22 protein-coding genes are annotated in these 23,826 nt (G+C 28.3%); 19 read left to right on the top strand and 3 right to left on the bottom strand.

Annotation, left to right across the window (positions count from 1 at the left end; genetic code table 11):
* The first annotated feature begins 146 nt into the window (after positions 1-146).
* The 11 genes from IC174_RS16225 (at position 147) to IC174_RS16175 (ending at position 12,194) form a co-directional block, all read left to right on the top strand.
* Positions 147-1,220 carry a DUF362 domain-containing protein gene (locus IC174_RS16225; protein ID WP_227483413.1) on the top strand — a complete coding sequence of 358 codons (1,074 nt, stop codon included), beginning with the start codon at positions 147-149 and terminating at the stop codon, positions 1,218-1,220.
* A 69-nt stretch (positions 1,221-1,289) separates the two neighbouring features.
* Positions 1,290-1,553: a hypothetical protein gene (locus tag IC174_RS16220; protein WP_021382847.1), complete on the top strand. Its 264-nt coding sequence runs from the start codon at positions 1,290-1,292 to the stop codon at positions 1,551-1,553.
* Positions 1,554-1,760: 207 nt separating this feature from the next.
* The gene (gene bioB / locus IC174_RS16215) at positions 1,761-2,738 is read left to right on the top strand and encodes a biotin synthase BioB (protein ID WP_227483412.1); all 978 of its coding nucleotides are present in this window, start codon (positions 1,761-1,763) and stop codon (positions 2,736-2,738) included.
* Between the two features lie 220 nt (positions 2,739-2,958).
* A complete protein-coding gene (locus IC174_RS16210) occupies positions 2,959-3,981 on the top strand; it encodes a LacI family DNA-binding transcriptional regulator (protein ID WP_227483411.1) in 1,023 nt (340 codons plus the stop codon).
* 41 nt (positions 3,982-4,022) lie between these two features.
* On the top strand, positions 4,023-4,916 hold the full coding sequence (rbsK, locus tag IC174_RS16205) for a ribokinase (RefSeq protein WP_227434713.1): 894 nt from the start codon (positions 4,023-4,025) through the stop codon (positions 4,914-4,916).
* A gap of 47 nt (positions 4,917-4,963) precedes the next feature.
* A complete protein-coding gene (locus IC174_RS16200) occupies positions 4,964-5,920 on the top strand; it encodes a substrate-binding domain-containing protein (protein WP_227434714.1) in 957 nt (318 codons plus the stop codon).
* A gap of 50 nt (positions 5,921-5,970) precedes the next feature.
* Positions 5,971-7,482, top strand: coding sequence for a sugar ABC transporter ATP-binding protein (locus IC174_RS16195; protein WP_227434715.1), 1,512 nt, complete (start codon positions 5,971-5,973; stop codon positions 7,480-7,482).
* The gene (locus tag IC174_RS16190; protein ID WP_227434716.1) at positions 7,466-8,464 is read left to right on the top strand and encodes an ABC transporter permease; all 999 of its coding nucleotides are present in this window, start codon (positions 7,466-7,468) and stop codon (positions 8,462-8,464) included. Before IC174_RS16195 ends, IC174_RS16190 begins: the two co-directional genes overlap by 17 nt.
* Before the next feature lie 154 nt (positions 8,465-8,618).
* Positions 8,619-9,881, top strand: coding sequence for a M20 family metallopeptidase (locus IC174_RS16185; RefSeq protein WP_227483410.1), 1,263 nt, complete (start codon positions 8,619-8,621; stop codon positions 9,879-9,881).
* Positions 9,882-9,900: 19 nt separating this feature from the next.
* Positions 9,901-10,644, top strand: coding sequence for a glutamine amidotransferase (locus IC174_RS16180; RefSeq protein WP_227483409.1), 744 nt, complete (start codon positions 9,901-9,903; stop codon positions 10,642-10,644).
* 164 nt (positions 10,645-10,808) lie between these two features.
* Positions 10,809-12,194 carry a M20 family metallopeptidase gene (locus IC174_RS16175; RefSeq protein WP_413927203.1) on the top strand — a complete coding sequence of 462 codons (1,386 nt, stop codon included), beginning with the start codon at positions 10,809-10,811 and terminating at the stop codon, positions 12,192-12,194.
* 365 nt (positions 12,195-12,559) lie between these two features.
* Here IC174_RS16175 and IC174_RS16170 read toward each other — a convergent pair whose 3' ends face one another.
* On the bottom strand, positions 12,560-13,204 hold the full coding sequence (locus IC174_RS16170; protein WP_227483407.1) for a nitroreductase family protein: 645 nt from the start codon (positions 13,202-13,204) through the stop codon (positions 12,560-12,562).
* Between the two features lie 264 nt (positions 13,205-13,468).
* Here IC174_RS16170 and IC174_RS16165 point away from each other — a divergent pair, with 264 nt between their 5' ends.
* The 4 genes from IC174_RS16165 (at position 13,469) to IC174_RS16150 (ending at position 16,274) form a co-directional block, all read left to right on the top strand.
* Positions 13,469-14,083, top strand: a complete 615-nt coding sequence (locus IC174_RS16165) for a TetR/AcrR family transcriptional regulator C-terminal domain-containing protein (RefSeq protein WP_227483406.1) — start codon at positions 13,469-13,471, stop codon at positions 14,081-14,083.
* 410 nt (positions 14,084-14,493) lie between these two features.
* Positions 14,494-15,333: a DUF5685 family protein gene (locus tag IC174_RS16160; protein ID WP_227434722.1), complete on the top strand. Its 840-nt coding sequence runs from the start codon at positions 14,494-14,496 to the stop codon at positions 15,331-15,333.
* Positions 15,323-15,766 carry a hypothetical protein gene (locus IC174_RS16155; RefSeq protein ID WP_227434723.1) on the top strand — a complete coding sequence of 148 codons (444 nt, stop codon included), beginning with the start codon at positions 15,323-15,325 and terminating at the stop codon, positions 15,764-15,766. The genes IC174_RS16160 and IC174_RS16155 overlap by 11 nt, the downstream gene beginning before the upstream one ends.
* A gap of 10 nt (positions 15,767-15,776) precedes the next feature.
* A complete protein-coding gene (locus IC174_RS16150) occupies positions 15,777-16,274 on the top strand; it encodes a hypothetical protein (protein ID WP_227434724.1) in 498 nt (165 codons plus the stop codon).
* A 323-nt stretch (positions 16,275-16,597) separates the two neighbouring features.
* Here IC174_RS16150 and IC174_RS16145 read toward each other — a convergent pair whose 3' ends face one another.
* Positions 16,598-17,326 carry an HAD family hydrolase gene (locus tag IC174_RS16145; protein WP_227434725.1) on the bottom strand — a complete coding sequence of 243 codons (729 nt, stop codon included), beginning with the start codon at positions 17,324-17,326 and terminating at the stop codon, positions 16,598-16,600.
* Between the two features lie 125 nt (positions 17,327-17,451).
* On the opposite strand from IC174_RS16145, the gene IC174_RS16140 reads away from it, so the two are divergent.
* Both IC174_RS16140 and IC174_RS21455 read left to right on the top strand, forming a co-directional pair.
* Positions 17,452-18,540, top strand: a complete 1,089-nt coding sequence (locus IC174_RS16140; protein WP_227434726.1) for a hypothetical protein — start codon at positions 17,452-17,454, stop codon at positions 18,538-18,540.
* A 478-nt stretch (positions 18,541-19,018) separates the two neighbouring features.
* Positions 19,019-19,114, top strand: a complete 96-nt coding sequence (locus IC174_RS21455) for a DUF6485 family protein (protein ID WP_227483497.1) — start codon at positions 19,019-19,021, stop codon at positions 19,112-19,114.
* Between the two features lie 328 nt (positions 19,115-19,442).
* Here the strand turns inward: IC174_RS21455 and IC174_RS16130 are convergent, their stop codons facing one another.
* On the bottom strand, positions 19,443-20,303 hold the full coding sequence (locus tag IC174_RS16130; RefSeq protein ID WP_227434728.1) for a hypothetical protein: 861 nt from the start codon (positions 20,301-20,303) through the stop codon (positions 19,443-19,445).
* 202 nt (positions 20,304-20,505) lie between these two features.
* On the opposite strand from IC174_RS16130, the gene IC174_RS16125 reads away from it, so the two are divergent.
* Both IC174_RS16125 and IC174_RS16120 read left to right on the top strand, forming a co-directional pair.
* Positions 20,506-20,871 (top strand): ArsR/SmtB family transcription factor, encoded by a 366-nt coding sequence (locus IC174_RS16125; protein WP_227434729.1) that lies wholly within the window; start codon positions 20,506-20,508, stop codon positions 20,869-20,871.
* Positions 20,872-20,893: 22 nt separating this feature from the next.
* Positions 20,894-23,284: a heavy metal translocating P-type ATPase gene (locus IC174_RS16120; RefSeq protein WP_227483405.1), complete on the top strand. Its 2,391-nt coding sequence runs from the start codon at positions 20,894-20,896 to the stop codon at positions 23,282-23,284.
* The last annotated feature ends 542 nt before the right edge of the window (positions 23,285-23,826 follow it).

Below are 23,826 nucleotides of genomic sequence, written 5' to 3'. Positions count from 1 at the left end.
AAGAATTAAAAAATGTAGTAAGGAGATAAAATAATATTGTTTTTATTAAATAAAGATAAGAATCTTTAATTGTGGTAAAATATACTAAAAAATTACTTTAAAAGTGATAAAATTAATTCAAGTAAATATTTTAAAGGGGTGTAGATATGGAAAAGTCAAAAGTATATTTTTGTGACTTATACTCAAATTCGCAAAATAAAAATGTGCCAAACAATGTAAAAAAATTATTTGATACAGCAGGATTCAAAGATTTAATAGAAAAGAATGACCAAGTAGCAATCAAACTTCACTTTGGAGAAAAAGGAAATACTACATATATGAGTCCTGTAGCAGTTAGACAAGTGGTTGATAAGATTAAAGATTGTGAAGGAAAGCCATTTTTAACAGATACAAATACATTATATACAGGGAGTAGAACAAATTCTGTAGACCATCTTACAACAGCTATAGAAAATGGTTTTGCCTATGCAGTGGTAAATGCGCCAGTAATAATTGCAGATGGATTGTACAGTAGAAATTATGAAAATGTACAAATAGATAAAAAACATTTTGAAAGTGTGAAAATAGGTGGCGAAATTTATAATTCTTCTGCAATGATAGTAATGAGTCATTTTAAAGGTCATGAAGCAGCAGGTTTTGGAGGAGCATTAAAAAATTTAGCTATGGGGTGTGCAAGTGCAGCAGGAAAGCAAATGCAACATTCTGATGTTACGCCAGTAGTAAAAGAGAAGAAGTGTGTAGGATGTGGAAAATGTGTTAATTCTTGTCCTACAAAAGCTATAAGTATAGTAGATAAGAAGGCAATTATAGATTCTGATGTGTGTTATGGATGTGGAGAATGTCCAACTGTCTGTCCAACTAGAGCAGTAACTATACAATGGGAAAGTGACTCAGATGTATTTGTTGAAAAGATGGCAGAATACGCTTATGGAGCAGTATCAAACAAAAAAGATAAGGTAGGATATATAACTTTTGTTATGAATGTGACTCCACTTTGTGATTGTGTGCCTTGGTCAGGTAGACCGATTGCACATGATATAGGAATATTAGCATCAACAGACCCAGTAGCGATTGAACAAGCATGCTATGATTTGGTTTGTAAGGAAATGGGTCATGATGTGTTTAAACATGAGCATCCTCATGTAAATGGAACTAGAATAATAGACTATGCATGTGAAATGGGAATGGGAAATAAAGAATATGAATTAATAAAATTATAAGAATAGTAGGACTTAAATGCATATAATTATTGTAAGAGAAATTTAAAAGTATCAAAGGAGTATGCATTTATGAAAATTTACTATGAGAAAGAAAATAGCAAGAAAGCTAATGTAAACAATATTCCAAGTGTATTTGCATTTAATTTTCTAAGAAACTTTTTAACTAGCAAAGAGTATGAGGAAACTAGAAAAGAATATTTTATAAATAATCTAACAAAAAGTCAGGTTAATCAAGCTATGAAGGATTTAAAATGGCTATTTAGAGAGTATGAAGGCTTAGAGGTTGTTACAATGGAAAGCTTGGATGGAGTTAAGACAAGAATAGTTTTATAAATTAATAAGAATGATTCTTTAATAAAAAATACTGTTTTAATAATGATATGTATAAGATATTATACAAATACTATTTTAGAACAGTATTTTTTTTCGTAATAGTAAACCTACATATAAAATAAAGTTGACCAATAAATGTTGTCTATGTAATACTATATATAATAAGTAAACTATATAAAAAATATAAGTTGACAAATAGGAGGATATATGGAAAAATACATAGTCAAATTAAAAAATAAAATATTGAGTGGAAAAGAAATAAATTATGAAGAAGCTCTTAATTTAATAAGTATTGACACTAATAACAAAAACAATTTTGATATCTTATTAAAATCTGCAAATGAAATAAGAGAATATTTTATGGGAAGAAAAGTAGATTTATGTACAATAATGAATGCTAAGTCTGGCAAATGTAGTGAAGACTGCAAATTTTGTGCACAATCATCCCATTATAAAACTGGGGTAGATGAATATTCATTGCTCGAGTACAATGAGATTTTAAAGAGAGCCAAAGAAATGGAAAGTAAAGGAGTACATAGATTCTCTTTAGTTGCAAGTGGTAAAGGTATGACAGGAAAAGAGTTTAATGATATTTTAAATATCTATGAAGGATTAAGAGAAAATACTAATTTAAAATTATGTGCATCTCTAGGAATTATAGATTATGAGCAAGCTAAAAAGCTAAAATTAGTAGGTGTGACTACATATCATCATAATGTCGAGACATCTAAAGATAATTTTGATAATATATGTACAACACATACTTATCAAGACAGAATAAGAACAATTAAAGAAGCTAAAAGGGCTGGATTAGATGTATGTGTAGGTGGAATAATTGGGATGAATGAAAGTAAAGAACAAAGACTACAAATGGCTTTTGAAATACGAGAATTAAATACCAAATCAATTCCAATAAATATTTTAAACCCTATTAAGAATACTCCTATGGAAAATTATGATGTATTAGAGCCTATGGAAATATTAAAAACAACAGCAGTATTTAGATTTATAATTCCTAATGTATACATAAGATATGCTGGTGGAAGGCTATCTTTAAAAGGGTATGACAAAATTGGATTTAATGGTGGTGTAAATTCTGCAATTGTAGGTGATTATTTAACAACTGTAGGAAATGGAATTGAAAATGATAAAAAAATGATTATAGAACAAGGACTTGAACTTTAATAAAGATTACTTAAATTAATTAATGTACTTTTAAATAATTATAAAAGTATATTAATTTTTTTTTGTATATTAATATAAATATTAAATTTGAATTTATAAATTGCAATATTATGAAAAATAAGAAAAATATCAAAATTTGTATAAAGTAGTTGCAAAGCGAAAAAAGATATGATAGTATCTAGGTAACCGGTTAAGTAAAACGGTTTCCTAAATTGTGGGGGTGAACTTCTTGAGTATAACTATAAAAGAGATTGGCGAATTGGCTGGTGTTTCCAAAACAACTGTATCAAAAGTCGTTAATAATAAAGATGAAAATATAAGTCAAGCAACAAGAGAAAAGATTTTAAAAATAATGAAGGAAAAAAATTATGTTCCAAATAAATTAGCACAAAGTTTAGTAACTAAAAGAACAAATACAATAGGACTTCTTATACCAGATATACGAAATCCATTTTTCACAGATGTATCAAGAGGTGTGGAAGATAAAGCTAATGAGGAAGGTTATAATATAATTTTATGTAATACAGATGAAGATGCCAAAAAGGAATATGAAGGGATAAGAACATTATCAGAAAGAATGATAGATGGAATTATATTTGCAGCATCATCAAATACAAACTGGAAAGAGGCAAATTACAAAGATATAAAAATACCAACAGTATTAATTGATAAGAAAATAAGTATGAATAAAGAAACCTTAAAAGGCATAGTTAAAATAAATAACTTTGAGGGTGCATATATAGCTACAAAACATTTATTAGATATTGGAAATAAGAAAATAATATACTTGAGTGGTCCACTTCAAAATGAAATAGCAATAGATAGATTAGAAGGATATAAAAAAGCTTTAACTGAGTGTAATTTAGATTACAATTCTAATTATGTATTTGAAGGAAAATATAAGATTGAATGGGGGCAAGAATTTATAAAAAATTTAGAAGTGATAGATTTTAATGCGATATTTTGTGCAAATGATTTAATTGCAATAGGTGTTATCAGAGGTCTTCAAGAAAGAGGATTAAATATACCAAACGATGTAAGTGTTGTGGGATTTGATGATATTCAAACTTCTAGTTTAATAAGTCCTCCACTTACAACAGTACGACAACCATCTTATGATATAGGATATAAAGCCAGTGAAATATTAATAAATTGTTTAAGAGGAGATAAGAAAGAATCCTTTGATGAATTAATTTTTAAGGCAGAACTAGTGATAAGAGCTTCAACTAAAGAAAGTAATTAACAGCATGAAAAGCATAAATAGATATGTAAAGGAGTAATGTAATGGGAAACATAGTTGTCATAGGAAGTGTAAATATGGACATGGTATGTTCTGTAGATAAAAGACCAGAAAAAGGAGAAACAATACTAGGTAATAGCTTTTTTACATCACCTGGGGGAAAAGGTGCTAACCAAGCAGTTTCAGCATCTAAGTTAGGTGCAAATGTAAAAATGATATCTTGTGTAGGGGAAGATAGCTTAGGCGAAGAATTGATACGAAATTTTAAAGAGAATAAAGTTGATTATAATTTGATAGCTAGAAATAATCAAAAAAGTTCTGGTGTTGCTGTCATAACACTATGTGAAAATGATAATAGTATTGTTGTTGTGCCAGGAACAAATGAACTAGTAGATATAAACTTAATTAAAAAGAATGAAGAAGAGATAAAGAATGCAGATATAGTATTACTACAGTTAGAGATTCCACTAGAAACAATAAAATATGTAGTAAATTTCTGTTTTGAAAATAATATAAAGGTTTTATTAAATCCAGCACCAGCAATAAGATTAGATGAAGATATAATAGAAAAAGTAACCTATTTAACACCAAATGAACATGAATATAAGATAGTTTTTGACACAGAGGAAAGTATAGAAGAAGTATTAAAAAAACATCCAAATAAACTTGTAGTAACAGAAGGAAAAAATGGAGCTAGATTTTATGATGGTAAAGAAGTAAAACATGTGTCTTGTATAAATGTTGATGTTCAAGATACTACAGGGGCAGGTGATACTTTTAATGGAGCATTGTCAGTAGCTATAACAGAAGGCAAAGACTTATATACAGCAGTAGGGTATGCTGTAGTAGTGTCAGGACTATCTGTAACAAAATTAGGTGCTCAATCTGGAATGCCTTATAGGGAAGATGTTGAAAAATATTTAGATATTAATAAATAAAAATTAAAATTGTTCAAATCTAAAACTATTAAAAATGGAGGGTAATTATGAGAAAAATTTTATCTTTAGGAATTGTTGCAACACTAGCAGTAGGAATGTTAACAGGATGTTCAATGGATGGACCAGGTAAATCAGAAAAGAAGGATAATTCAGCTAAGAAAGATTTAACTATAGGGGTATCTACAATAACTCTTCAACATCAATTTTTTATAGACATTGATGAAGGGATAAAAGAAAAAGCTAAAGAACTAGGTGTAAAAGTCATAGTAAATGACCCAGACCAAGATGTAGCTAAGCAAACATCAGCTATAGAAGATTTTATACAACAGGATGTAGATGGAATGATAGTACTTGGAACAGATAATTCAGCTATAGTACCAGCTGTAGAGGGAGCATTTGAAAAAATGCCTGTAGTTACAGTAGATGCTGTATTAAATACTGAAAATATTACAAGTTATGTTGGAACAGTTAGTTACGATGCTGGTAAAAAATTAGGCGAATACACTAAAAAGTATATAGATGAAAACTTAGGTGGAAAATCAGAAATTGCAATAGTAACAGATTTAAAATCTCAAATACAAATGCAAAGAATAGATGGGTTTAAAGAAGCATTAAAAGGTTCAGCTAATGTTAAAATATTAAACTCACAACCAGGATATGATAGAGAAGAATCTCTTAATACTGTAGAAAACTTAATTCAATCTAATCCAAATGTAGATATAATATATGCAACAGCTGAAAATAGTGTATTAGGAGCTAAAGCTGCACTTGAATCTGCAAAAAATAAGGATGTTAAGATTGTAGGATTTGATTTAACTGATGAAGCAGCAACTGGAATAACAGATGGAACTGTTCTTGCTATGATTCAGCAACAACCTAAAGAAATGGGACGTTTGGCAGTAGAAGCAGTAGTAAAGGCTATAAAAGGTGAAAAGGTAGAGAAAAATATACCAGTACCAGCCTTACTTTATGATAAAGAAAATATAAAAGACTTTAAGAATTAATAAAAAATAAGATTATTTAAAAGAAATCCTATCTAAAAAGGAGTGTCATTATGAGTAATATAATTCTAAAGTTAAGTAATATTGCTAAGGAATTTCCTGGAGTTAGGGCGTTGGATAATGTTAATTTTGAGTTATTTCATGGCGAAGTTCATGCACTACTGGGTGAAAATGGTGCTGGTAAATCAACAATGATAAAGATTTTAACTGGTGCACATGCAAAGACTGCTGGTAAATTTATTTTTGAAGGAAAAGAGATAGAAAATATATCACCAGATATTTCTAAAAAAATAGGTATAAATGCCATATATCAAGAATTAACAGTATTTGATGAATTGACAGTAGCACAAAATATTTTTATGGGAAAAGAAATAAATGGCAAGGTCTTAACTAATGATAAAAAAATGAATGAAGAATCTAAAAAGATTTTTGACAATATGGGAATAGATATAAATCCAAGTAGCTTAGTCAAAGAACTTAGTATAGCTCAAAAGCAAATGGTTGAAATAGCAAGAGTTTTATCATCAGAAACTAAGGTATTGATAATGGATGAGCCAACATCTTCAATAAGTAAAAAAGAAACTGAGATACTTTTTAGACTTATAAATGATTTAAAGAGTAGTGGAGTTAGTATAATATATATTTCTCATAGAATGGAAGAACTTTTTGAGATTTGTGACAGAATAACTATAATGCGAGATGGGAAAACGATTTCGACTTTGAATACCAAAGAAGTATCATCTGAGGAAGAATTAGTTAATTTAATGATAGATAGAAAATTAGACCAATTTTTCCCTAAAAGAAAGGTAGAAATCAAAGAAGAAATTATGAGGGTAGAAAATCTAACTAAAAACAATGTTTTTAATAATGTCAGCTTTAATATAAGAAAAGGAGAAATTTTAGGAATAGGTGGATTAGTTGGAAGCAAGAGAAGTGAAATCGTAGAGGCTATATTTGGACTTAGAACATATAGTTCTGGGAAAATATATTTAAATAATAAAGAAATTAAATTTAAAACACCATCGGATGCAATTGAAAATGGTTTAGGTTTGATAACAGAAGATAGAAAGGGCACTGGATTATTTTTACAGATGAGTGTCAAAGAAAATACAACTATGGCAGGATTAAAGAAAGTATCTAAATTTAAATCAGTTATAGATAGAAAAAAAGAAAAAGAAGTTTTAGAAAAATACATAGAAGCTTTAAAAATAAAGACTCCACATATGAATCAGGTTATACAGAGCTTAAGTGGTGGTAACCAACAAAAAGCTATAATAGCCAGATGGCTTTTATTACAACCAGACATATTAATTATGGATGAACCGACTAGAGGTATAGATGTAAATGCTAAAGCAGAGATATACAATCTAATGGGTGACTTGGTAGAGGATGGCGTAAGTATCATAATGATATCTTCAGAGATACCAGAGTTGATATCAATGAGTGACAGGATAATGGTTATGAGAGAGGGTCATATAAGTGGCTTTTTAGAAGGTGAAGAAATGGTTGAAAATAATGTATTAAAATTGGCTTTTGGAGGTAAAATTAATGAGTTCAATAACTAAGCATAAAGAAAATGCTTCATCTCCATTATTATCAAAATTAACAAGTGTATTTAAAGACCAGGGGAGTGCAGCTATAGGACTTGTAATAATTTTTATAATAATGAGTGTAGCTTCATCTAATTTTTTAACTTTAGATAATTTAATTAATGTTGGAAGACAAATATCAATAAATGCAATTCTTGCAGTAGGGATGACTTTTGTAATAATTACAGGAGGAATAGACTTAAGTGTAGGAGCAGTAATTGCTTTAGTAGGTACATTTTGGGCTACAACAGTAGTGAATTACAATGCACCTGTATGGGTGGGTATGTTACTGGCATTAGCAATTGGAACAATACTAGGTATCATAAAAGGTGCAATTATTTCAACACAAAAATTACCACCATTTATCGTAACTTTAGCTATGTTGACAATAATAAGTGGAGCAAGCTTTGTGTTTACAGGAGGGAGACCTATATCAGTAAACACAGATGCATTTAAGATGCTTGGTAGAGGATATGTTGGACCAATACCAATACCAGTTATAATTATGATTATAGTCGTAATAGCAGGACATTTTCTCTTAAAAAGAACTGATTTTGGACGCCATGTACATGCTGTAGGTGGGAATGAAGAAGCAGCTAGACTATGTGGAGTAAAAGTAAATAAAGTCATAGTTAAAGTATATGCCTTAGCTGGATTATTAACAGCTTTAGCTGGAATAATATTATCTTCACGTTTAGCATCAGGTTCACCAACTGTTGGAGATGGAGCCGAATTGGATGCTATAGCAGCAGTTGTGCTTGGAGGTACTAATATGATGGGTGGTTCTGGTTCTATAGTAGGTACATGTATAGGTGTTGGAATAATAGGAATATTAGGAAATGGATTAAACCTATTGAGTGTATCTTCATATAATCAGATGATTATAAAAGGTTTGGTAATGTTATTTGCTATATGGATAAATAACATAAAATTAAAAAAATCAGCTAAAGTAAAATAATAAATATTACTTAACTAGTAAGCTATAAGAATTATTAGTTTTGCATAGGTGCTAAATAAAAAGGATAGGTATTAAATAAAAAGAAAGATTGTAATTTAAGCAGAGGATATTAACTTTGAAATCTTAAATGTGAAAATAAATCTTGGGAGGAAATATGAAAAAAATTCTCTTAGATACATTAAATAGCAATAAAAAAGAATATATAGACTATTTAAAAGAGCTTGTAAGTATCAAAACCGAAGATGTAGGTCATGGAATACTAGGTGGATTTGAAAAGGAAGGTCAAGAATATATTGAAAAACTTGCAAATTCCATAGGTTTTAGTGTAAATAGACAAGAAATGAGCGAAGATTTAATTAAAAAGGCAAAAGACATATATAAAGAAGGTAATCTAGGTCACAATTATGATGATAGATATAATTTAATATGTGAGTACAGTGATAATTTGCCTGGAAAGACAATAGTTTTTAATGGTCATGTAGATACTATGCCACCTGGTGATATAAAAAAATGGAGATATAATCCATATTGTGCTACAGAAGATAAAGGGAAGCTTTATGGACTTGGAACTGCAGATATGAAATCTGGTCTAATGGCTTCAATATTAGCTGTAAAACTTATAAAAGATAGTGGCTTAAATATACCTGGCAATATAAAGGTAATGTCAGTGGTAGATGAAGAAGGCGGAGGAAATGGAACTATAAATGCAGTTATGAATGGAATTGATGGAGATTACTGTGTAATTTGTGAACCATCAGAGAAAGACATAATAATTGCACATATGGGATTTGTATTCTTTGAGGTTGAAGTTAAAGGTGTATCTCTCCACTGTGGAAGTAAGTGGGAAGGTGTAAATGCTATAGAAAAGGCAATGTTATTACTCCAAGATATAAAAGAGTTAGAACATAATTGGCTTATGAGATATAAACATGCTTTATTACCTCCACCTACAATAAATCTAGGCGTAATAAATGGTGGAACAGCAGGCTCTACTGTACCAGATAAATGTGTATTTAATTTATGTGTACATTTCTTGCCAAATACAATGAGTTATGAGCAAGTTGTGGAAGATATAACTAAGGTTATAATGACAAGAGCTGATGGAGATTTGTGGCTTAAAGATAATAAACCAGAGATAAATATATATCAATCAGGATTAGGTTTTGAGATGGACAAGCAATCTGAATTTATAGTTAATACTCAAAAGATATTAGAAGAAACCTTAGAAAGAAAGCTAAATATAAAGGGGTCAACGGCTGGAAATGATGCAAGACTGATGAAAAACTTAGCTAAAATCCCAACACTAATATTAGGGCCAGGTTCAATAGAACAATGTCATTCAATAAATGAGTATGTTGAAATTCAAGAGTATTTAGACAGTATACTTATGTATGCCAGTCTAATATTAAACTTATAAAAGTAGGAGGAATATATAGATGAAAAAAGTATTAATAGTAGGGGAATCGTGGGTAAAAAATATAACTCATATAAAGGGATTTGACACATTTGTTACAACACATTATGAAGAAGCAGTAAAATGGTTAAAAGAAGCAGTAGAGTCTGGAGGATATGAAGCAGTTCATATGCCTGCACATGTAGCAGCAGACAGTTTTCCATATAAATTGGAAGAGTTAAATGAGTATGATTGTATAATATTATCTGATATAGGTTCTAATACATTCTTATTATCTAATAGTACATTTATAGATTGTAATAGTAATCCAGATAGACTTGAGTTAGTTAAAGAGTATGTAAATAGCGGTGGAGCATTAATCATGGTAGGTGGATATATGTCATTTACAGGTATAGATGCAAAAGCTAGATTTGGAGAAACTGCTATCAAAGATGTATTGCCAATAACAATGATAGATAAAGATGATAGGGTTGAAAAACCAGCAGGAATAACTCCAGTCGTTGTTGATTCTGAACATCCAGTTTTAAAAGATATACCAAAGGAATGGCCACAGTTTTTAGGATATAATAAGACAATAGCTAAAGATAATTGTCCTGTGCTAGCGACTATTGGAGGAGACCCATTTGTAGCTGTTGGCGAATTTGGAAAAGGAAAATCTGCTATCTTTAGTTCTGATTGTGCACCTCATTGGGGTCCAAGAGAATTTACTGATTGGAAATATTATAATAAATTATGGGTTAATATGCTTGATTGGTTAACATGCTAAAAATTTTATAAATTTAAAAGACCTCTTACTTGATAAAGTGTAATTTACAAGTCAAGAGGTTTTCTTATATAAAATGATTATAATATAGAAGCTATTTAAAAAATAATTATTTTATATAATCAAATAATATAATTATTAGTCTTATGGAGGAGAATATGGTTAATATAAATGATTCAAATAAAAAATTTATAATGGATTATATAGATAAAATACAAGGAGAGTTAAGAGATATATCAGATAAAATATGGAAAAATCCAGAACTTCAATATAAAGAATATTATGCTTCAAACTTACAAAAAGAATATTTAAAAAAACATGATTTTAGTGTAGATGAATTAGAGGATATGGATACAGCATTTGTAGCTAGCTATGGAGAAAGTAAGCCAGTTATAGCAGTTTTAGGTGAATATGATGCATTAGATGGTTTGTCTCAAAAAGTATCCATTACAAAAGAATCTATTTCAGATGGTGGTGCAGGTCATGGTTGTGGACATAATTTACTTGGTACGGGTTCAATAGGAGTTGTAATTGCAATAAAGGAACTAATCAAACTAAAAAAATTGAAAGGAACTATAAAATATTATGGATGTCCAGCAGAAGAAGATTTGTCAGGAAAAGTATTAATGATAAAAAAAGGTTTCTTTAATGGAATTGATTGTGCATTTAGTTGGCATCCATTTGATATAAACACTCCAATAAGAATTCCAACTCTTGCTAATTATTCTGTAAAGTTTAGATACAAGGGTGTTAGCGCACATGCAGCACAAGCTCCTTATAACGGAAGAAGTGCACTTGATGCAGTGGAACTTATGAACATAGGCTGTAACTATTTAAGAGAGCATATATTTGATAGCTGTAGAGTTCATTATGTAACTACTAATGGTGGAAAAATGCCAAACATAGTTCCAGACTTTGCAGAAGTATGGTATTACATAAGAGGAGTTAAAATGGAGCATGTAAGAGATGTGTTTGACAGAATTGTTGATATAGCAAAAGGAGCAGCATTGATGACTGGTACTAGTATGGAATATAATATTGTAAGTGGAGTATATGACTATATTCCAAATACAATATTAACAGATGTTTTATCAAAAAACATGAAATTGATAGGAGTACAAAAGTATGATGAAGATGACTACTATTTTGCAAAAAAATTAGTTGAAACAGTTTCTATAGATAAAAGAATTAGTGTGTCTAGTGTATTAAGTGGAAACAAGGAAATTACTAAGATGAATCTACATGATGAAGTTACAGATGATACCTTTACTCATAATAACTGTATATCACTATCATTAGATATTGGAGATGTTAGTTACATAACTCCCACAGCACAATGTTCTTGTTCAGTTTGGCCTATTGGTATTTCTGCTCATACATGGCAATCTTGCGCTAGTGCAGGTTCTGACATGGGATTTAAAGCGATGTTGTTAGCATCAAAATCTATAGCATGTTCAATAAATGATGTAATGCTTGATGAATCTATTGTAGATAAAGCAAAAAAGGAATTAAAAGATACTTTAGGCAGTTTTGAATATACTCCAATTATTTAAAAATTAACTTAATGTAAGTAAGATTGAATTGTATGAATTAGTATAAATATATATTGAGAGCCATAGGAACGATTAATTCTAAGACACAAACAAAAGTAAAAATAATTGATTATGATGGTATACATATACTTTAAAAGAAATACAGGAAAGTTATTTACCAGGGTTGAAGGAAAAGAATTTAATTTCAGGCTGAATAAAAGGACTTATAATTTATAAGTCCTTTTATTATATTTATTCTTTGTTTGTAATTAATTTGATTATCTTAGGCTCAGTTAAATTATAGATTCCTCTGAGAAACAGCATGTAATCTATTATTAAAAATATGTAAGAATAGTTTATAAATATTTGGTTTTCAATATTATTTATTATATCCATTTTATTGATGGATGAGGAATGGCTCTGCCTTCCTTAATTACAGATGTTGTAGGGAAACCGATTGTACAGGCATCAAAGCCATATTCATCTGTTGGTACTCCTAAAATATCGCAAAAATCTTTATTATTACTTAATCTTCCTATTACACTAACAAGTTCAAAACCTAATCCTAAAGCAGTTGCTTTAAGCCACATATTCTGCATAACATGAGATAATGACTTTTGTTCTATGGCTGGTATTCCACGACGTTCTGCCACAATAATAAGATAAGGTGCTGACCCTACACCAAGAACCCCTTTTTTAACTTGCATCTTTAAAGAAGTAATGAAGGATTGTAGAGCGATGTCGTTCTTGGCCTTCTTCTCATGGGTTGATATTTGAGTTTTAATAACATCAACAAGAATAGTTTTTATTTTATCCATTTGTAAACTGTTATTAGAGATAACAAAGAAATGTCTGAAATCTGTTTGTTTTGCTACTGCAAGTATTGCATAAGGTGCAAGTCTTCCAGTTTCAATTATTTTTTCAACCAGTTCTTTTGAAGGTACTTCTTTTGTAAAACTTCTTATGGATCTTCGAGTTCTTAATAGCATATCCAAAACTTCATTAACATTGTTTTTATCTAAATTGTTCATTTTTATCCTCCATTAATACTATTCTTAAGATATCCCATAATGCATCCATATAAAGGCGAAATTTTAGGTCATATTAAACATTTACTTCAAATCAATTTGCTATTTTTTATGAACACATTGTTGATTAATAATCTATATGTATATTATAATATGTATATTGATTTATGCAATGAACAATAATATTTAAATTGTTAAGTAATAAACATTTAATATAAAATTGTCAATTAAAATTAAAAAAATTTATATAGAGCGAGGAAATAATTCATGAAAAAAGTATCTGTTGATAGAAGAACAATACGTACTAAAAAAATGATTAGGTCTGCATTAGCAGAGTTAATAGATGAGAAAGGATTTAACAATATATCAGTTACTGACTTAACTCAAAGGGCAGATATAAATAGAGGAACCTTCTACCTGCATTATGTTGATAAGTATGACTTGTTAGAGAAAATTGAAAATGAAATAATACAGGAAATTGAAGAAGAGACTAAGCACCTTGATTCGGTCAACATGATGAACATGGATGCCTCAAATGAACCTCTTCCATTTATGGTAAAGCTTTTTGAATATTTTACAAAAAATTCAGTAATTATTAAATCTATTTTAGGTCCAAAAGGTGACCCTACCTTTGAAAGAAAAATAAAAAAATTTATTGAAATCAATTTGTTTGAGAAACAAAAGTTAAAAAATTTTAACATAGATGAGGCAATAATTTCGGAAGAATATTTTATACAATATATACTTTCAGCAGACTTAGGTGTAATTCAATATTGGCTTGAAAAAAACATGAAAGAATCTCCTGATGAAATGGCACTGATACTTGCTAGAATGTCATTACTTGGTCCATTAAGAGCATTAGGTATTCGTAAAGACTCATAAAAACCCTCAGAAAAATAATTCTAAACAATGAATTATAATTTTATTAATGATATAATAATAATTAATAAAAAATGGAGAAATAATGACTTGTTCAAATGCAAAGGATATACTACTGTTAAATGATATAAGTAACTTAGAGATAACACATAGCAAGTCAAAAGGATTATAACATTAGTAAGTAAAAAAAAAGTAAAAACTTACATAATGTACTATATAATAAATGATTTAGAAAATAAATATAATGAGTTTATAGATAACAAAGTAAATATTTATGTAAGTCACAATACTTTTTATAAACCATAAAGAAGTATTGAGAATATAAAAGAGTTAAATGCGATATTTATAGATATAGATTGTTACAATACAAATTATAATTTATTATATAAAAAGTAGTACAAGAAGGAGTATTTATGTTTGGATATGTTAAAATAAACAAAATGGATTTAACATTTAGAGAATATGACCATTACAAAGCTTATTATTGTGGGTTATGTAAATATCTAAAAAGAAATCATGGAGAAATCTCAAGGTTTTCTTTAAACTACGATATAACATTTCTAATTATCTTATTAACTTCAGTATATAAGCCAGAGTCTATAAGTACAGAAGAAGTGTGTGTAGTCAGTCCATTTAAGAAGAAAAAGATAATAACAAATGATATTACCGAATATGCAGCAAGTATGAATGTTCTTTTAACGTATTATAAATTGGAAGATAATTTAATGGATGATAAACGCATAAAAGATAAATTAGCATATTATATATATAAAAACAAATTAAACTTAGCCTATGAGAAATATCCTGAAAAAGCTGAGTATATAAAGCAACAATTAAATGAATTAAATAAGTTGGAAAAGGACAAAAATATAAATATAGATGAAGTGTCTAATGTCTTTGGAAATATAATGGGAGAAGTATTTGCATATAAAAAAGATGAAAATGAGAGAAATCTAAGAATGATAGGCTTTAATATAGGTAAATATATATATTTACTAGATGCATATGAAGATTTAGATGAAGATTTTAAGAAAGGAAGATATAATCCTTTTATAGAATATATAGATAAAAATGATGAGTTAAAAGAAAAAGTAAAAAAAATAATTGTAACATCATTAGGTTTTTTAGCTAGGGGAATTGATAATTTAAATCTAAATAAAAACGTTGGAATAATAGAAAATATAATTTATTCTGGAGTTTATTTAAGATACATGAATATATTAGAAAGTAGAGGTGGAAAGAATGTACAGTAATACTTATAATAATGAAAATTTTATGAGAGCAAGAGCTTTTATGGAAAATAGTGAATTTAAAAAAGCCTATGATTTTTTAAAAACATTAACTGACAAATGTGCAGAGTGGTATTATCTAACTGGTTTTTCTGCGATGAATATTGGATATTATGAAGAAGGAGAAGACTTCTTAAAGAGAGCAAAATTCATGGAGCCTGAAAATCAAGAATACAATGATGCACTTAGAAGTTATACACAATATAGAAATGAATATAACAATAGAGCTGATAATTATAATAGAAGAAGACGTAATGATTTAGATGGATGTTGTTGCTGTTGTTGTGATGACTGTTGTTGCTGTCTAGGTGATGATTGTTGTGAAAACTGCGCTAAACTGTGGTGTCTAGATTCCTGTTGTGAATGTTTTGGTGGAGATTTAATATCTTGTTGTTAGGATGATAAATATGAGTATAAAAGTTGCTTATGGAGGAGTTTTATTAGCATTAAATGTGATACTGTTAACTCTTACAAATATTATTCCTGTAAATACATTGTTTATTATGGGGTTAGCATCGCTTTTAGTATCAATTGTAATAATGGAATGGGGATTTAAAAGTGGAATTGCTTTTTATATAGGTTCTGTAGCATTAGGATTTATAGTAATGGCAAGTAAATCTCAATGGATTGTATATTCTCTTACTTTTGGGATATATGGTATTGTTAAATATTTTATAGAAAAAGATAGGTCAATATATATTGAGTATCTTATGAAAGTAGTATTTGCAAATATAATGATAGTTATATTGTACTTTATATTAAGGACAATAGTTTATATTCCAATAAATATTATTATAGTAGCTTCATTTGAGGTAGCCTTTATAATATACGATTATGTATATAGTTCTTTTATAGATTATTACAATAATAGACTAAGAAAGATGTTATTTAAAAATAACAACTGACTTAATGTTTTACTTTAGAATGGTTTTAATTTTTATATGAATAATACATTTGCAAAGGTACATTGAAATATAAAAATAAAATTAACATATGTATGAGTTTATTTAATAAAAAAGGCTTTGATTTTTATATCAGAGTCTTTTTATGTTGTTATACAAACTTTTAATGTTTTAGCAATAACAATTTTTATATTTGAAATAGATACTTACCATCTATGAACTAAAATATATAATATGAATAAAAATAAAGGATATCACTTCAATGATGACATCCTTTATTATAATAAGACTTTTGTTGTATAAGTCTTTAAAAGAGCTAATATAAATTAAATATCTACCATATTCACATCTGTAGATAAAGAATAGATAATGTCTTTTCTTTCTACTATTATTTCAACATTTTTAGAAATTTCCTTATTAAGTGATATTTGAGCCAAAAGTTCTTTTGTAGGATTTATTGCGATTGGATTTCCAACTCTTTTTAGCATATTTATATCGCCATTAGTATCTCCATAAGCGTACGAATTTGATAGGTCTAAATCATATTTTACAACAAAATCATTTATAGCGTTATTTTTACTTATAGAATCCCACATTGGTATGACTGTTCCTGTAAATATATCATCTTCAAATACATAATCACTTCCTAAGAAGTCAGTTACATTGTATTTTTTAGCCATTTTTTCAACCAAAAACCCAGGGCTGCCAGAAATAAAGATAACTATGTGACCTTGATTTAAATGCCAATCTATTCTTGAACGTGTGTATTTATAAACTCTATCTGCTTTTAATTTAATTACTTGGTCACTTGTAAAATTAATGCAAGTTTTGTCTAAGCCTTTTAAGGAGTCAACATAAAGATTACATATTTCTAGTAAGTAATCATCATAGTTGCCTTGTCTTTTATCCCAATCCATAAATGTATCTCTGGCGTGTTTATACCAATTTTTTTGGTCAATTATATCATATTTAATTAATTTCTTAAAATGTTCAACCATAAGAGAGTCCCTATAAAGAGTACCATCTATATCAAAAAAAGCTGCTATATTTTTCATAAAAACCACCTCAATTAATCATTTCCTTATATTATATTATAAATTATACCTAAGTTGTTAAAATATATGTATAATAATTTATATATTAAAAAACAAAGATTTTAAATTTTAAAGGACGTGATTGTATGAATTTTAATTTTGCAAAGGTTACAAATTCTAGACTTATGGGGAGCTTGGGTCTTATAATAAATTGGATAGACAATAAAAACAATCACTTTTGTCAATATTTTTTATTGGATGCAGAAGGATTAGGTCTGGCGGATTATGTGAGTTTAAAAAATCCAACACAAGAAGAAGCTTATAGGGAAGAAGAAAGATTAATGGGTGGATTTGGCTCAGATAGAATTGGATTAACAGAGGAGGAATCTCTGTTTTTAGTATCTTATTTTGGAAATAAGAATATTTGTTATAACAAGATATTGCCAGGAGATAAATGTGAATACATTGACATTATAAAAAATTATAAAACAGATTTAACTATAGAAAAATTATATAATAAAATATGTAAAAGAGTTGATGAGGAAGTTGAATTCATAAACTATATGACTATGAGGTTTATAGCATGGGATAGAGAAAGCTTAAGATACTTTTCAGGAAGTGAAGAGATTGCAAATATGCATATTACAAATATCAATGGTACATTACTTAAAAATACAGTAAGCAATAAAGGACAAGGTAGGTATATTAGTGAGGCTTTATATGAAGATAATGATGGGTATTATACATGTAAAATAGCCTTTTGTATAAGTAAATGTAATGATACTGGTTTTAAAATCAATTCTATGCTAGTAACAGATAAAGAGCCTATGTACGATTTTGAAGTTTTTGATGAAATTTCTAAGAGTGAATTTGTAAGTGTATATAGCGTAAGTTCACCTGAGGAATTTGCAAAAGTATTTTATGAAGAAAATCCGTTCTTATTAAAAAGTAATATGAATGAAGGTATATTTTTTACTAGATTTAATTTTAATAATGACCATGTTAAAGAAAATGTATATATAATAAATAATGATATGAAAGCTATATATTACTTAATGGGAAACAAGTTTTTTATAGGGACTTATAGTGATAATGATTGTAATTGTATTAATGAAATAAGTCAGTCTAATTATAGCAAATATATTAAATTTGAAGAGAAATTTTTCTTTGAGCAAAATGCTTTATACGATTTTGCAGAGTCAGATTCAATAGACTTTGATGATTTTTTGGAATAGTATATGATTTTTGACATTATTTAAGCGAGATTAACTGAATTTAATCTCGCTTAAATTTATTTCTATAATATTGGGGGAATATTATGAGGAATACATTTATTATTGTGGTCAATTATTAAAATTTTATACAATTTATATAAAAATATTTTATTTCTTTTTTTTATAATATTTGCCAATATTGGTTTTTAGCATACCGTATCTAAACATATTACTAGATATATAGGGAGTAAGATATATTTTATGATTGTTATATGATGAAGCAATGAAGTTTTATAATGAAAATAAAATAATCTTAAAGAGTTATGAATGATAGTTATAATAAAATTACTAGCTTTTATTTATTTGTAAATATATTAGAATCATACCAGTTCCAGAAAAGTAAAATACACATATTTTATTCAAAATAATGCCTACTATAAACAAGATAATGACTTGTTAGAGTCATTATAACATAGAGTTAGTAAACTTAAGTTGAGAACTGCCAAATAAATCCAAAAACTATGAGAAAGAGTGTAGACCATGTATCCTTGACAATCTAAAAGAGAAGAAAATGCCAGCATGTTTTTTGGTATAGTTAATGAAGATATAAGTGATGTAATTGATTACTCCATTCAAGGATTTGTGGGTTACTTCCATAAACATCAAACAAATAGTGATATGCAGGGACATTTTTTAAGTATTAAGTTAAATGTAAATAAAAAATCAGATAAAATTTTATTTTATCTGATTTTTTATTTACATTTATTTTATTAGATTATGTTAATATTTTTTGACTAAATAAAAGGATATTCAATCAAAATTTTATACCTATAATAATATTGGGGGAATATTATGAGGAATACATTTACTATTATGTTCAATTATTAAGGTCTTATACAATTTATTTAAAAAATAAAAATATTTTACATTTCTTCCTCATCAAACTCCTCAATATTAGTTTGTGGCATGCCTTGTATAGACATATTACTAGAACCATAAGGAGTCGGATACATGTTAGAAGGCATATTACTAGGCATAACTACAGGCATACCATTCATTGTATTATGACATATAACACCTGGTATCATCATAAGTACATTAGGAGGCATATTTTGATTACATGATAAGTTAGGAATACCCATGTTATTCATATTATATCCCATATTATTCATGTTGCCAGACATGTTATTCATATTATACCCCATATTATTCATGTTGCCAGACATATTGTTAGGCATACCCATATTGTTATTCATGTTACCAGACATGTTATTAGGCATACCCATATTATTATTCATATTACCAGACATGTTATTAGGCATACCCATATTATTATTCATGTTACTAGACATGCTGTTAGGCATACCCATATTATTATTCATGTTACCAGACATGTTGTTAGGCATACCCATATTGTTATTCATGTTACCAGACATATTAGTGGGTACACCCATATTGTTCATATTATTAGATGTATTATAGTTCATGTTGTTAGGCATATTGTTTGGAGTAGATGTGTTGTAGTTCATATTTCCAGATGTATTATTTGTGTTAGGCAAGTTGTTTGGAGAATTACTACTTTTAGGATAATTATTTACGCTATTAGGATAAATGTTACTTATATTCTGATTATTAGGTATTTTTGTATAACCACTAGGGATTTGTGGGTCATTTCTCAACTCATCTTGAGGAATTTCTTCATTAGTAATATAATCTGCATAATTAGCAGGGTCTAAGTAAGGCATGTAGCTAGTATCTAAGTTCTTTTTTTTCTTATTACTCATATTAAACTTGCACCTCCTAGAAAAACTATAAAAAAGTTTACAAAAACTTATTCTAATAATATATATATTAAAAAACTCCATAATATGTGCATTCTAATTATTATTAAATAAATAAAAAAATATTGTTGCGAAATTAGATATAATAGCATATAATGAACATATGAACAGTTATTCATATATTAAAATAATGGAGGATTATATAATGAGAGAAGAGATAAATGATTGTAGTTGTAATATAATACATGAGGAAATAGTAACAGAAGCTAAGTCAACTATGCCAGATGAAGAAATGTTATATGATTTAGCAGAATTATTTAAAGTATTTGGAGATACTACTAGAGTAAAGATATTATATGCATTATTTGCAAATGAAATGTGTGTATGTGATATAGCAAGTTTATTAAATATGACTCACTCTGCAATATCTCACCAACTTAGAGTATTAAAACAGGCTAGGTTAGTAAAATTTAGAAGAGAAGGAAAGACGGTATATTACTCATTAGATGATAGCCATATAAGTCAAATATTTGACTGTGGATTAAATCATATTAGAGAGACTTATAAATGATAAATGAGAGGAGTGAATATATATGGAAGCAAATAATATAATTAAAAAGGAATTTGTATTAGGAGGATTGAATTGTGCGCATTGTGCAGAAGAGATTAACAACAAAGTTTCTAAGCTACAAGAGGTTAAGTCTTCTAATCTAAATTTTATAAATAAAAAACTTACAGTAAATATAGAAAATAGTTTTGATGAAGAAAATACTATAGAAAAGATAATAGAGATAATAGATTCAACAGAACCAGGACTTAATATACAAATAAGCTCTAAAGACAATACAATAGCCAACAAAACATCAGCTAAAAAGGAGCTTATATTAGGAGGGTTAAATTGTGCACATTGTGCAGAAGAGATTAACAACAAAGTTTCTAAACTAAAAGAGGTTGAATCTTCTAATTTGAATTTTGTAAATAAAAAACTTACAGTAAACATAATAAGTACTTTTGAAGAAGATGCTGTTATAAATAAAATAAAAGAAATAATAGACTCAACAGAACCAGGACTTGATATACAAGTAGAGTCTTCTGACAAAACAAAATCTAGAACGGTTGAAAAGTCAGAAACTGTGAGCGATACAAATAAAAAAGAATTAATTCCACTTATAATAGGAGCTCTTGTATATATTTTTGGTATATATCAAACAGCAACAGGATTCGAAAGTCAATTTAGCAATATAGTATTTATAGTTGCTTATGTGATAGTAGGTGGAGATGTACTTTTAAGAGCAATAAGAAATATATCAAAAGGAAGAGTATTTGATGAAAACTTCTTAATGGCTCTAGCAACAGTAGGGGCATTATTAATAGGAGAACTATCAGAAGCAGTAGGAGTTATGCTTTTCTATAAGGTAGGAGAGTATTTACAAGGTGTTGCGGTTGGAAAGTCTAGAAAGTCTATAACTTCACTTATGCAAATAAGACCAGATTATGCAAACCTAAAAGTTAACTCTGAAGTGAAAGTAGTATCTCCAGAAGAAGTAAATATAGGTGATATAATAGTAGTAAAACCTGGTGAAAAAGTGCCATTGGATGGTGTAGTAGTAGATGGAGTATCTATGTTAGACACTTCTGCACTTACAGGTGAGTCTGTATTAAGAGAAGTTGAAAAAGGAGACGAAATTTTATCAGGTGTTATAAATAAGAATGCTTTACTTACTATTGAGGTTACAAAAAGCTTTGGAGAGTCAACAGTTTCAAAGATACTTGACCTTGTTGAAAATTCTAGCATTAAAAAATCAAAAACAGAAAATTTTATATCTAAATTTTCAAGATACTATACTCCAGTAGTAGTTATAGCTGCTTTATTGATAGCATTTGTACCACCACTTGTTATTTCAGGTGAAGTATTTAGTGATTGGCTATACAGAGGGTTGATATTCTTAGTTGTTTCTTGTCCTTGTGCATTAGTTTTATCAATACCACTTAGTTTCTTTAGTGGGATTGGATTTGCATCTAAAAATGGAATACTTATAAAGGGAAGTAATTACTTAGAGGCTTTAAGAAGTGTAGATACAGTAGTGTTTGACAAAACAGGAACTCTTACTAAAGGTGTGTTTAATGTAACTAAGTTAAATCCTGTGGGAATATCAGAAGAAGAATTATTGCAATATGCAGCTCTTGCAGAAGTAAATTCAAATCACCCAATAGCAAAGTCTATATTAAGCTACTATAATAAAAAAATTGATTTAAATACAATAGATAGTTATGAGGAAATAGCAGCCTATGGAATCAGAGTAAAATACAATGGTCAACTTATATTGGCAGGTAATGAGAAACTTATGAAAAAGGAAAATATATTCTATTCACCAGCTAAAGAAGTAGGAACAGTAGTGTATATTGCTGTTGATAAAATGTATAGAGGTTATATAGTTATATCTGATGAGATAAAAGAAGATAGTAAAAATGCCATAAGAAGTTTAAAATCAATAGGAGTAAAAAAAGTTGTAATGTTAACTGGAGATAATGAAAAAGTAGCAAAAAACATTGCTAAAGAGTTGGAGTTAGATACAGTTTACTCTAATTTACTTCCTAATGAAAAGGTAGATAGACTAGAAGAGTTGTATGAAGGTAGAACAGAAAAAGAAAAAATAGCTTTTGTTGGTGATGGAATAAATGATGCACCAGTTTTAGCCAGAGCGGATGTTGGTATAGCAATGGGAGGTTTAGGTTCAGATGCAGCTATTGAAGCAGCAGATGTGGTACTTATGACAGATGAACCAAGTAAAATATCTAAAGCCATTGAAATAGCAAATAAGACTAATAAGATAGTATGGCAAAATATAATATTTGCTCTAGGTGTAAAAGTTATAGTTATGGCATTAGGAGCTGGAGGAATAGCTACTATGTGGGAGGCTATATTTGCTGATGTAGGGGTAGCACTTATTGCAGTACTAAATGCTATGAGAGCTATGAGATAATATGTAAGTTAAAAATGAATAGATTATAATATTAAAAGATAGATAATAAAAGAAGAAGTATTGATAAGTTTATTCTAACTGTATTAATACTTCTTCTTTTATTATTATATTTATTTACATTTATTTCTATATTCTTATTTATTGTCTGTATTTTCTACTGTATTTTTTCAATCTATATAGGGATAATTCTATTATAACTGTTGAATTTGTATATAGAAATATTTAAAATATTAATAGTTAAGATAAGCAAATGTGATTTTTTATAAAAAATTATAAATATATTAAAATTGATTGAGACTATGGTATTACTACATTATGATGGAATATATGACAATGGAAATTAAAAAAACTTAAAAAAATAATTTAAAAAGTGTTGACGAATTATTTTTAAGGTGATATAGTATTACTTGTCCTTAAGAAAAGGGCAAACATGAAAAATGAACTTTGAAAATTAAACAGTAGGTTAATTTATAAAAACAAGAAACAAACCATAAAGCCAGATATTTAGATAACAATAGTATCTGAGCCTGATAAACTTTTAT

The sequence above is a fragment of the Clostridioides sp. ES-S-0001-03 genome (assembly GCF_020676075.1).
GTDB lineage: Bacteria > Bacillota > Clostridia > Peptostreptococcales > Peptostreptococcaceae > Clostridioides.
This window is presented reverse-complemented; position numbering and strand designations above follow the sequence as displayed.

What these genes read in the sequence shown, in the direction of transcription:
- IC174_RS16125 (WP_227434729.1), top strand. Translation starts at nt 20,506, where the DNA reads ATGAGAGAAGAGATAAATGATTGTAGTTGTAATATAATACATGAGGAA.
- IC174_RS16185 (WP_227483410.1), top strand. Translation starts at nt 8,619, where the DNA reads ATGAAAAAAATTCTCTTAGATACATTAAATAGCAATAAAAAAGAATAT.
- IC174_RS16145 (WP_227434725.1), bottom strand. Translation starts at nt 17,326, where the DNA reads ATGAAAAATATAGCAGCTTTTTTTGATATAGATGGTACTCTTTATAGG.
- bioB (WP_227483412.1), top strand. Translation starts at nt 1,761, where the DNA reads ATGGAAAAATACATAGTCAAATTAAAAAATAAAATATTGAGTGGAAAA.
- IC174_RS16160 (WP_227434722.1), top strand. Translation starts at nt 14,494, where the DNA reads ATGTTTGGATATGTTAAAATAAACAAAATGGATTTAACATTTAGAGAA.
- IC174_RS16155 (WP_227434723.1), top strand. Translation starts at nt 15,323, where the DNA reads ATGTACAGTAATACTTATAATAATGAAAATTTTATGAGAGCAAGAGCT.
- IC174_RS16180 (WP_227483409.1), top strand. Translation starts at nt 9,901, where the DNA reads ATGAAAAAAGTATTAATAGTAGGGGAATCGTGGGTAAAAAATATAACT.
- IC174_RS16220 (WP_021382847.1), top strand. Translation starts at nt 1,290, where the DNA reads ATGAAAATTTACTATGAGAAAGAAAATAGCAAGAAAGCTAATGTAAAC.
- IC174_RS16165 (WP_227483406.1), top strand. Translation starts at nt 13,469, where the DNA reads ATGAAAAAAGTATCTGTTGATAGAAGAACAATACGTACTAAAAAAATG.
- IC174_RS16200 (WP_227434714.1), top strand. Translation starts at nt 4,964, where the DNA reads ATGAGAAAAATTTTATCTTTAGGAATTGTTGCAACACTAGCAGTAGGA.
- IC174_RS16140 (WP_227434726.1), top strand. Translation starts at nt 17,452, where the DNA reads ATGAATTTTAATTTTGCAAAGGTTACAAATTCTAGACTTATGGGGAGC.
- IC174_RS16150 (WP_227434724.1), top strand. Translation starts at nt 15,777, where the DNA reads ATGAGTATAAAAGTTGCTTATGGAGGAGTTTTATTAGCATTAAATGTG.
- IC174_RS16195 (WP_227434715.1), top strand. Translation starts at nt 5,971, where the DNA reads ATGAGTAATATAATTCTAAAGTTAAGTAATATTGCTAAGGAATTTCCT.
- IC174_RS16225 (WP_227483413.1), top strand. Translation starts at nt 147, where the DNA reads ATGGAAAAGTCAAAAGTATATTTTTGTGACTTATACTCAAATTCGCAA.
- rbsK (WP_227434713.1), top strand. Translation starts at nt 4,023, where the DNA reads ATGGGAAACATAGTTGTCATAGGAAGTGTAAATATGGACATGGTATGT.
- IC174_RS16170 (WP_227483407.1), bottom strand. Translation starts at nt 13,204, where the DNA reads ATGAACAATTTAGATAAAAACAATGTTAATGAAGTTTTGGATATGCTA.
- IC174_RS16190 (WP_227434716.1), top strand. Translation starts at nt 7,466, where the DNA reads ATGAGTTCAATAACTAAGCATAAAGAAAATGCTTCATCTCCATTATTA.
- IC174_RS16120 (WP_227483405.1), top strand. Translation starts at nt 20,894, where the DNA reads ATGGAAGCAAATAATATAATTAAAAAGGAATTTGTATTAGGAGGATTG.
- IC174_RS16130 (WP_227434728.1), bottom strand. Translation starts at nt 20,303, where the DNA reads ATGAGTAATAAGAAAAAAAAGAACTTAGATACTAGCTACATGCCTTAC.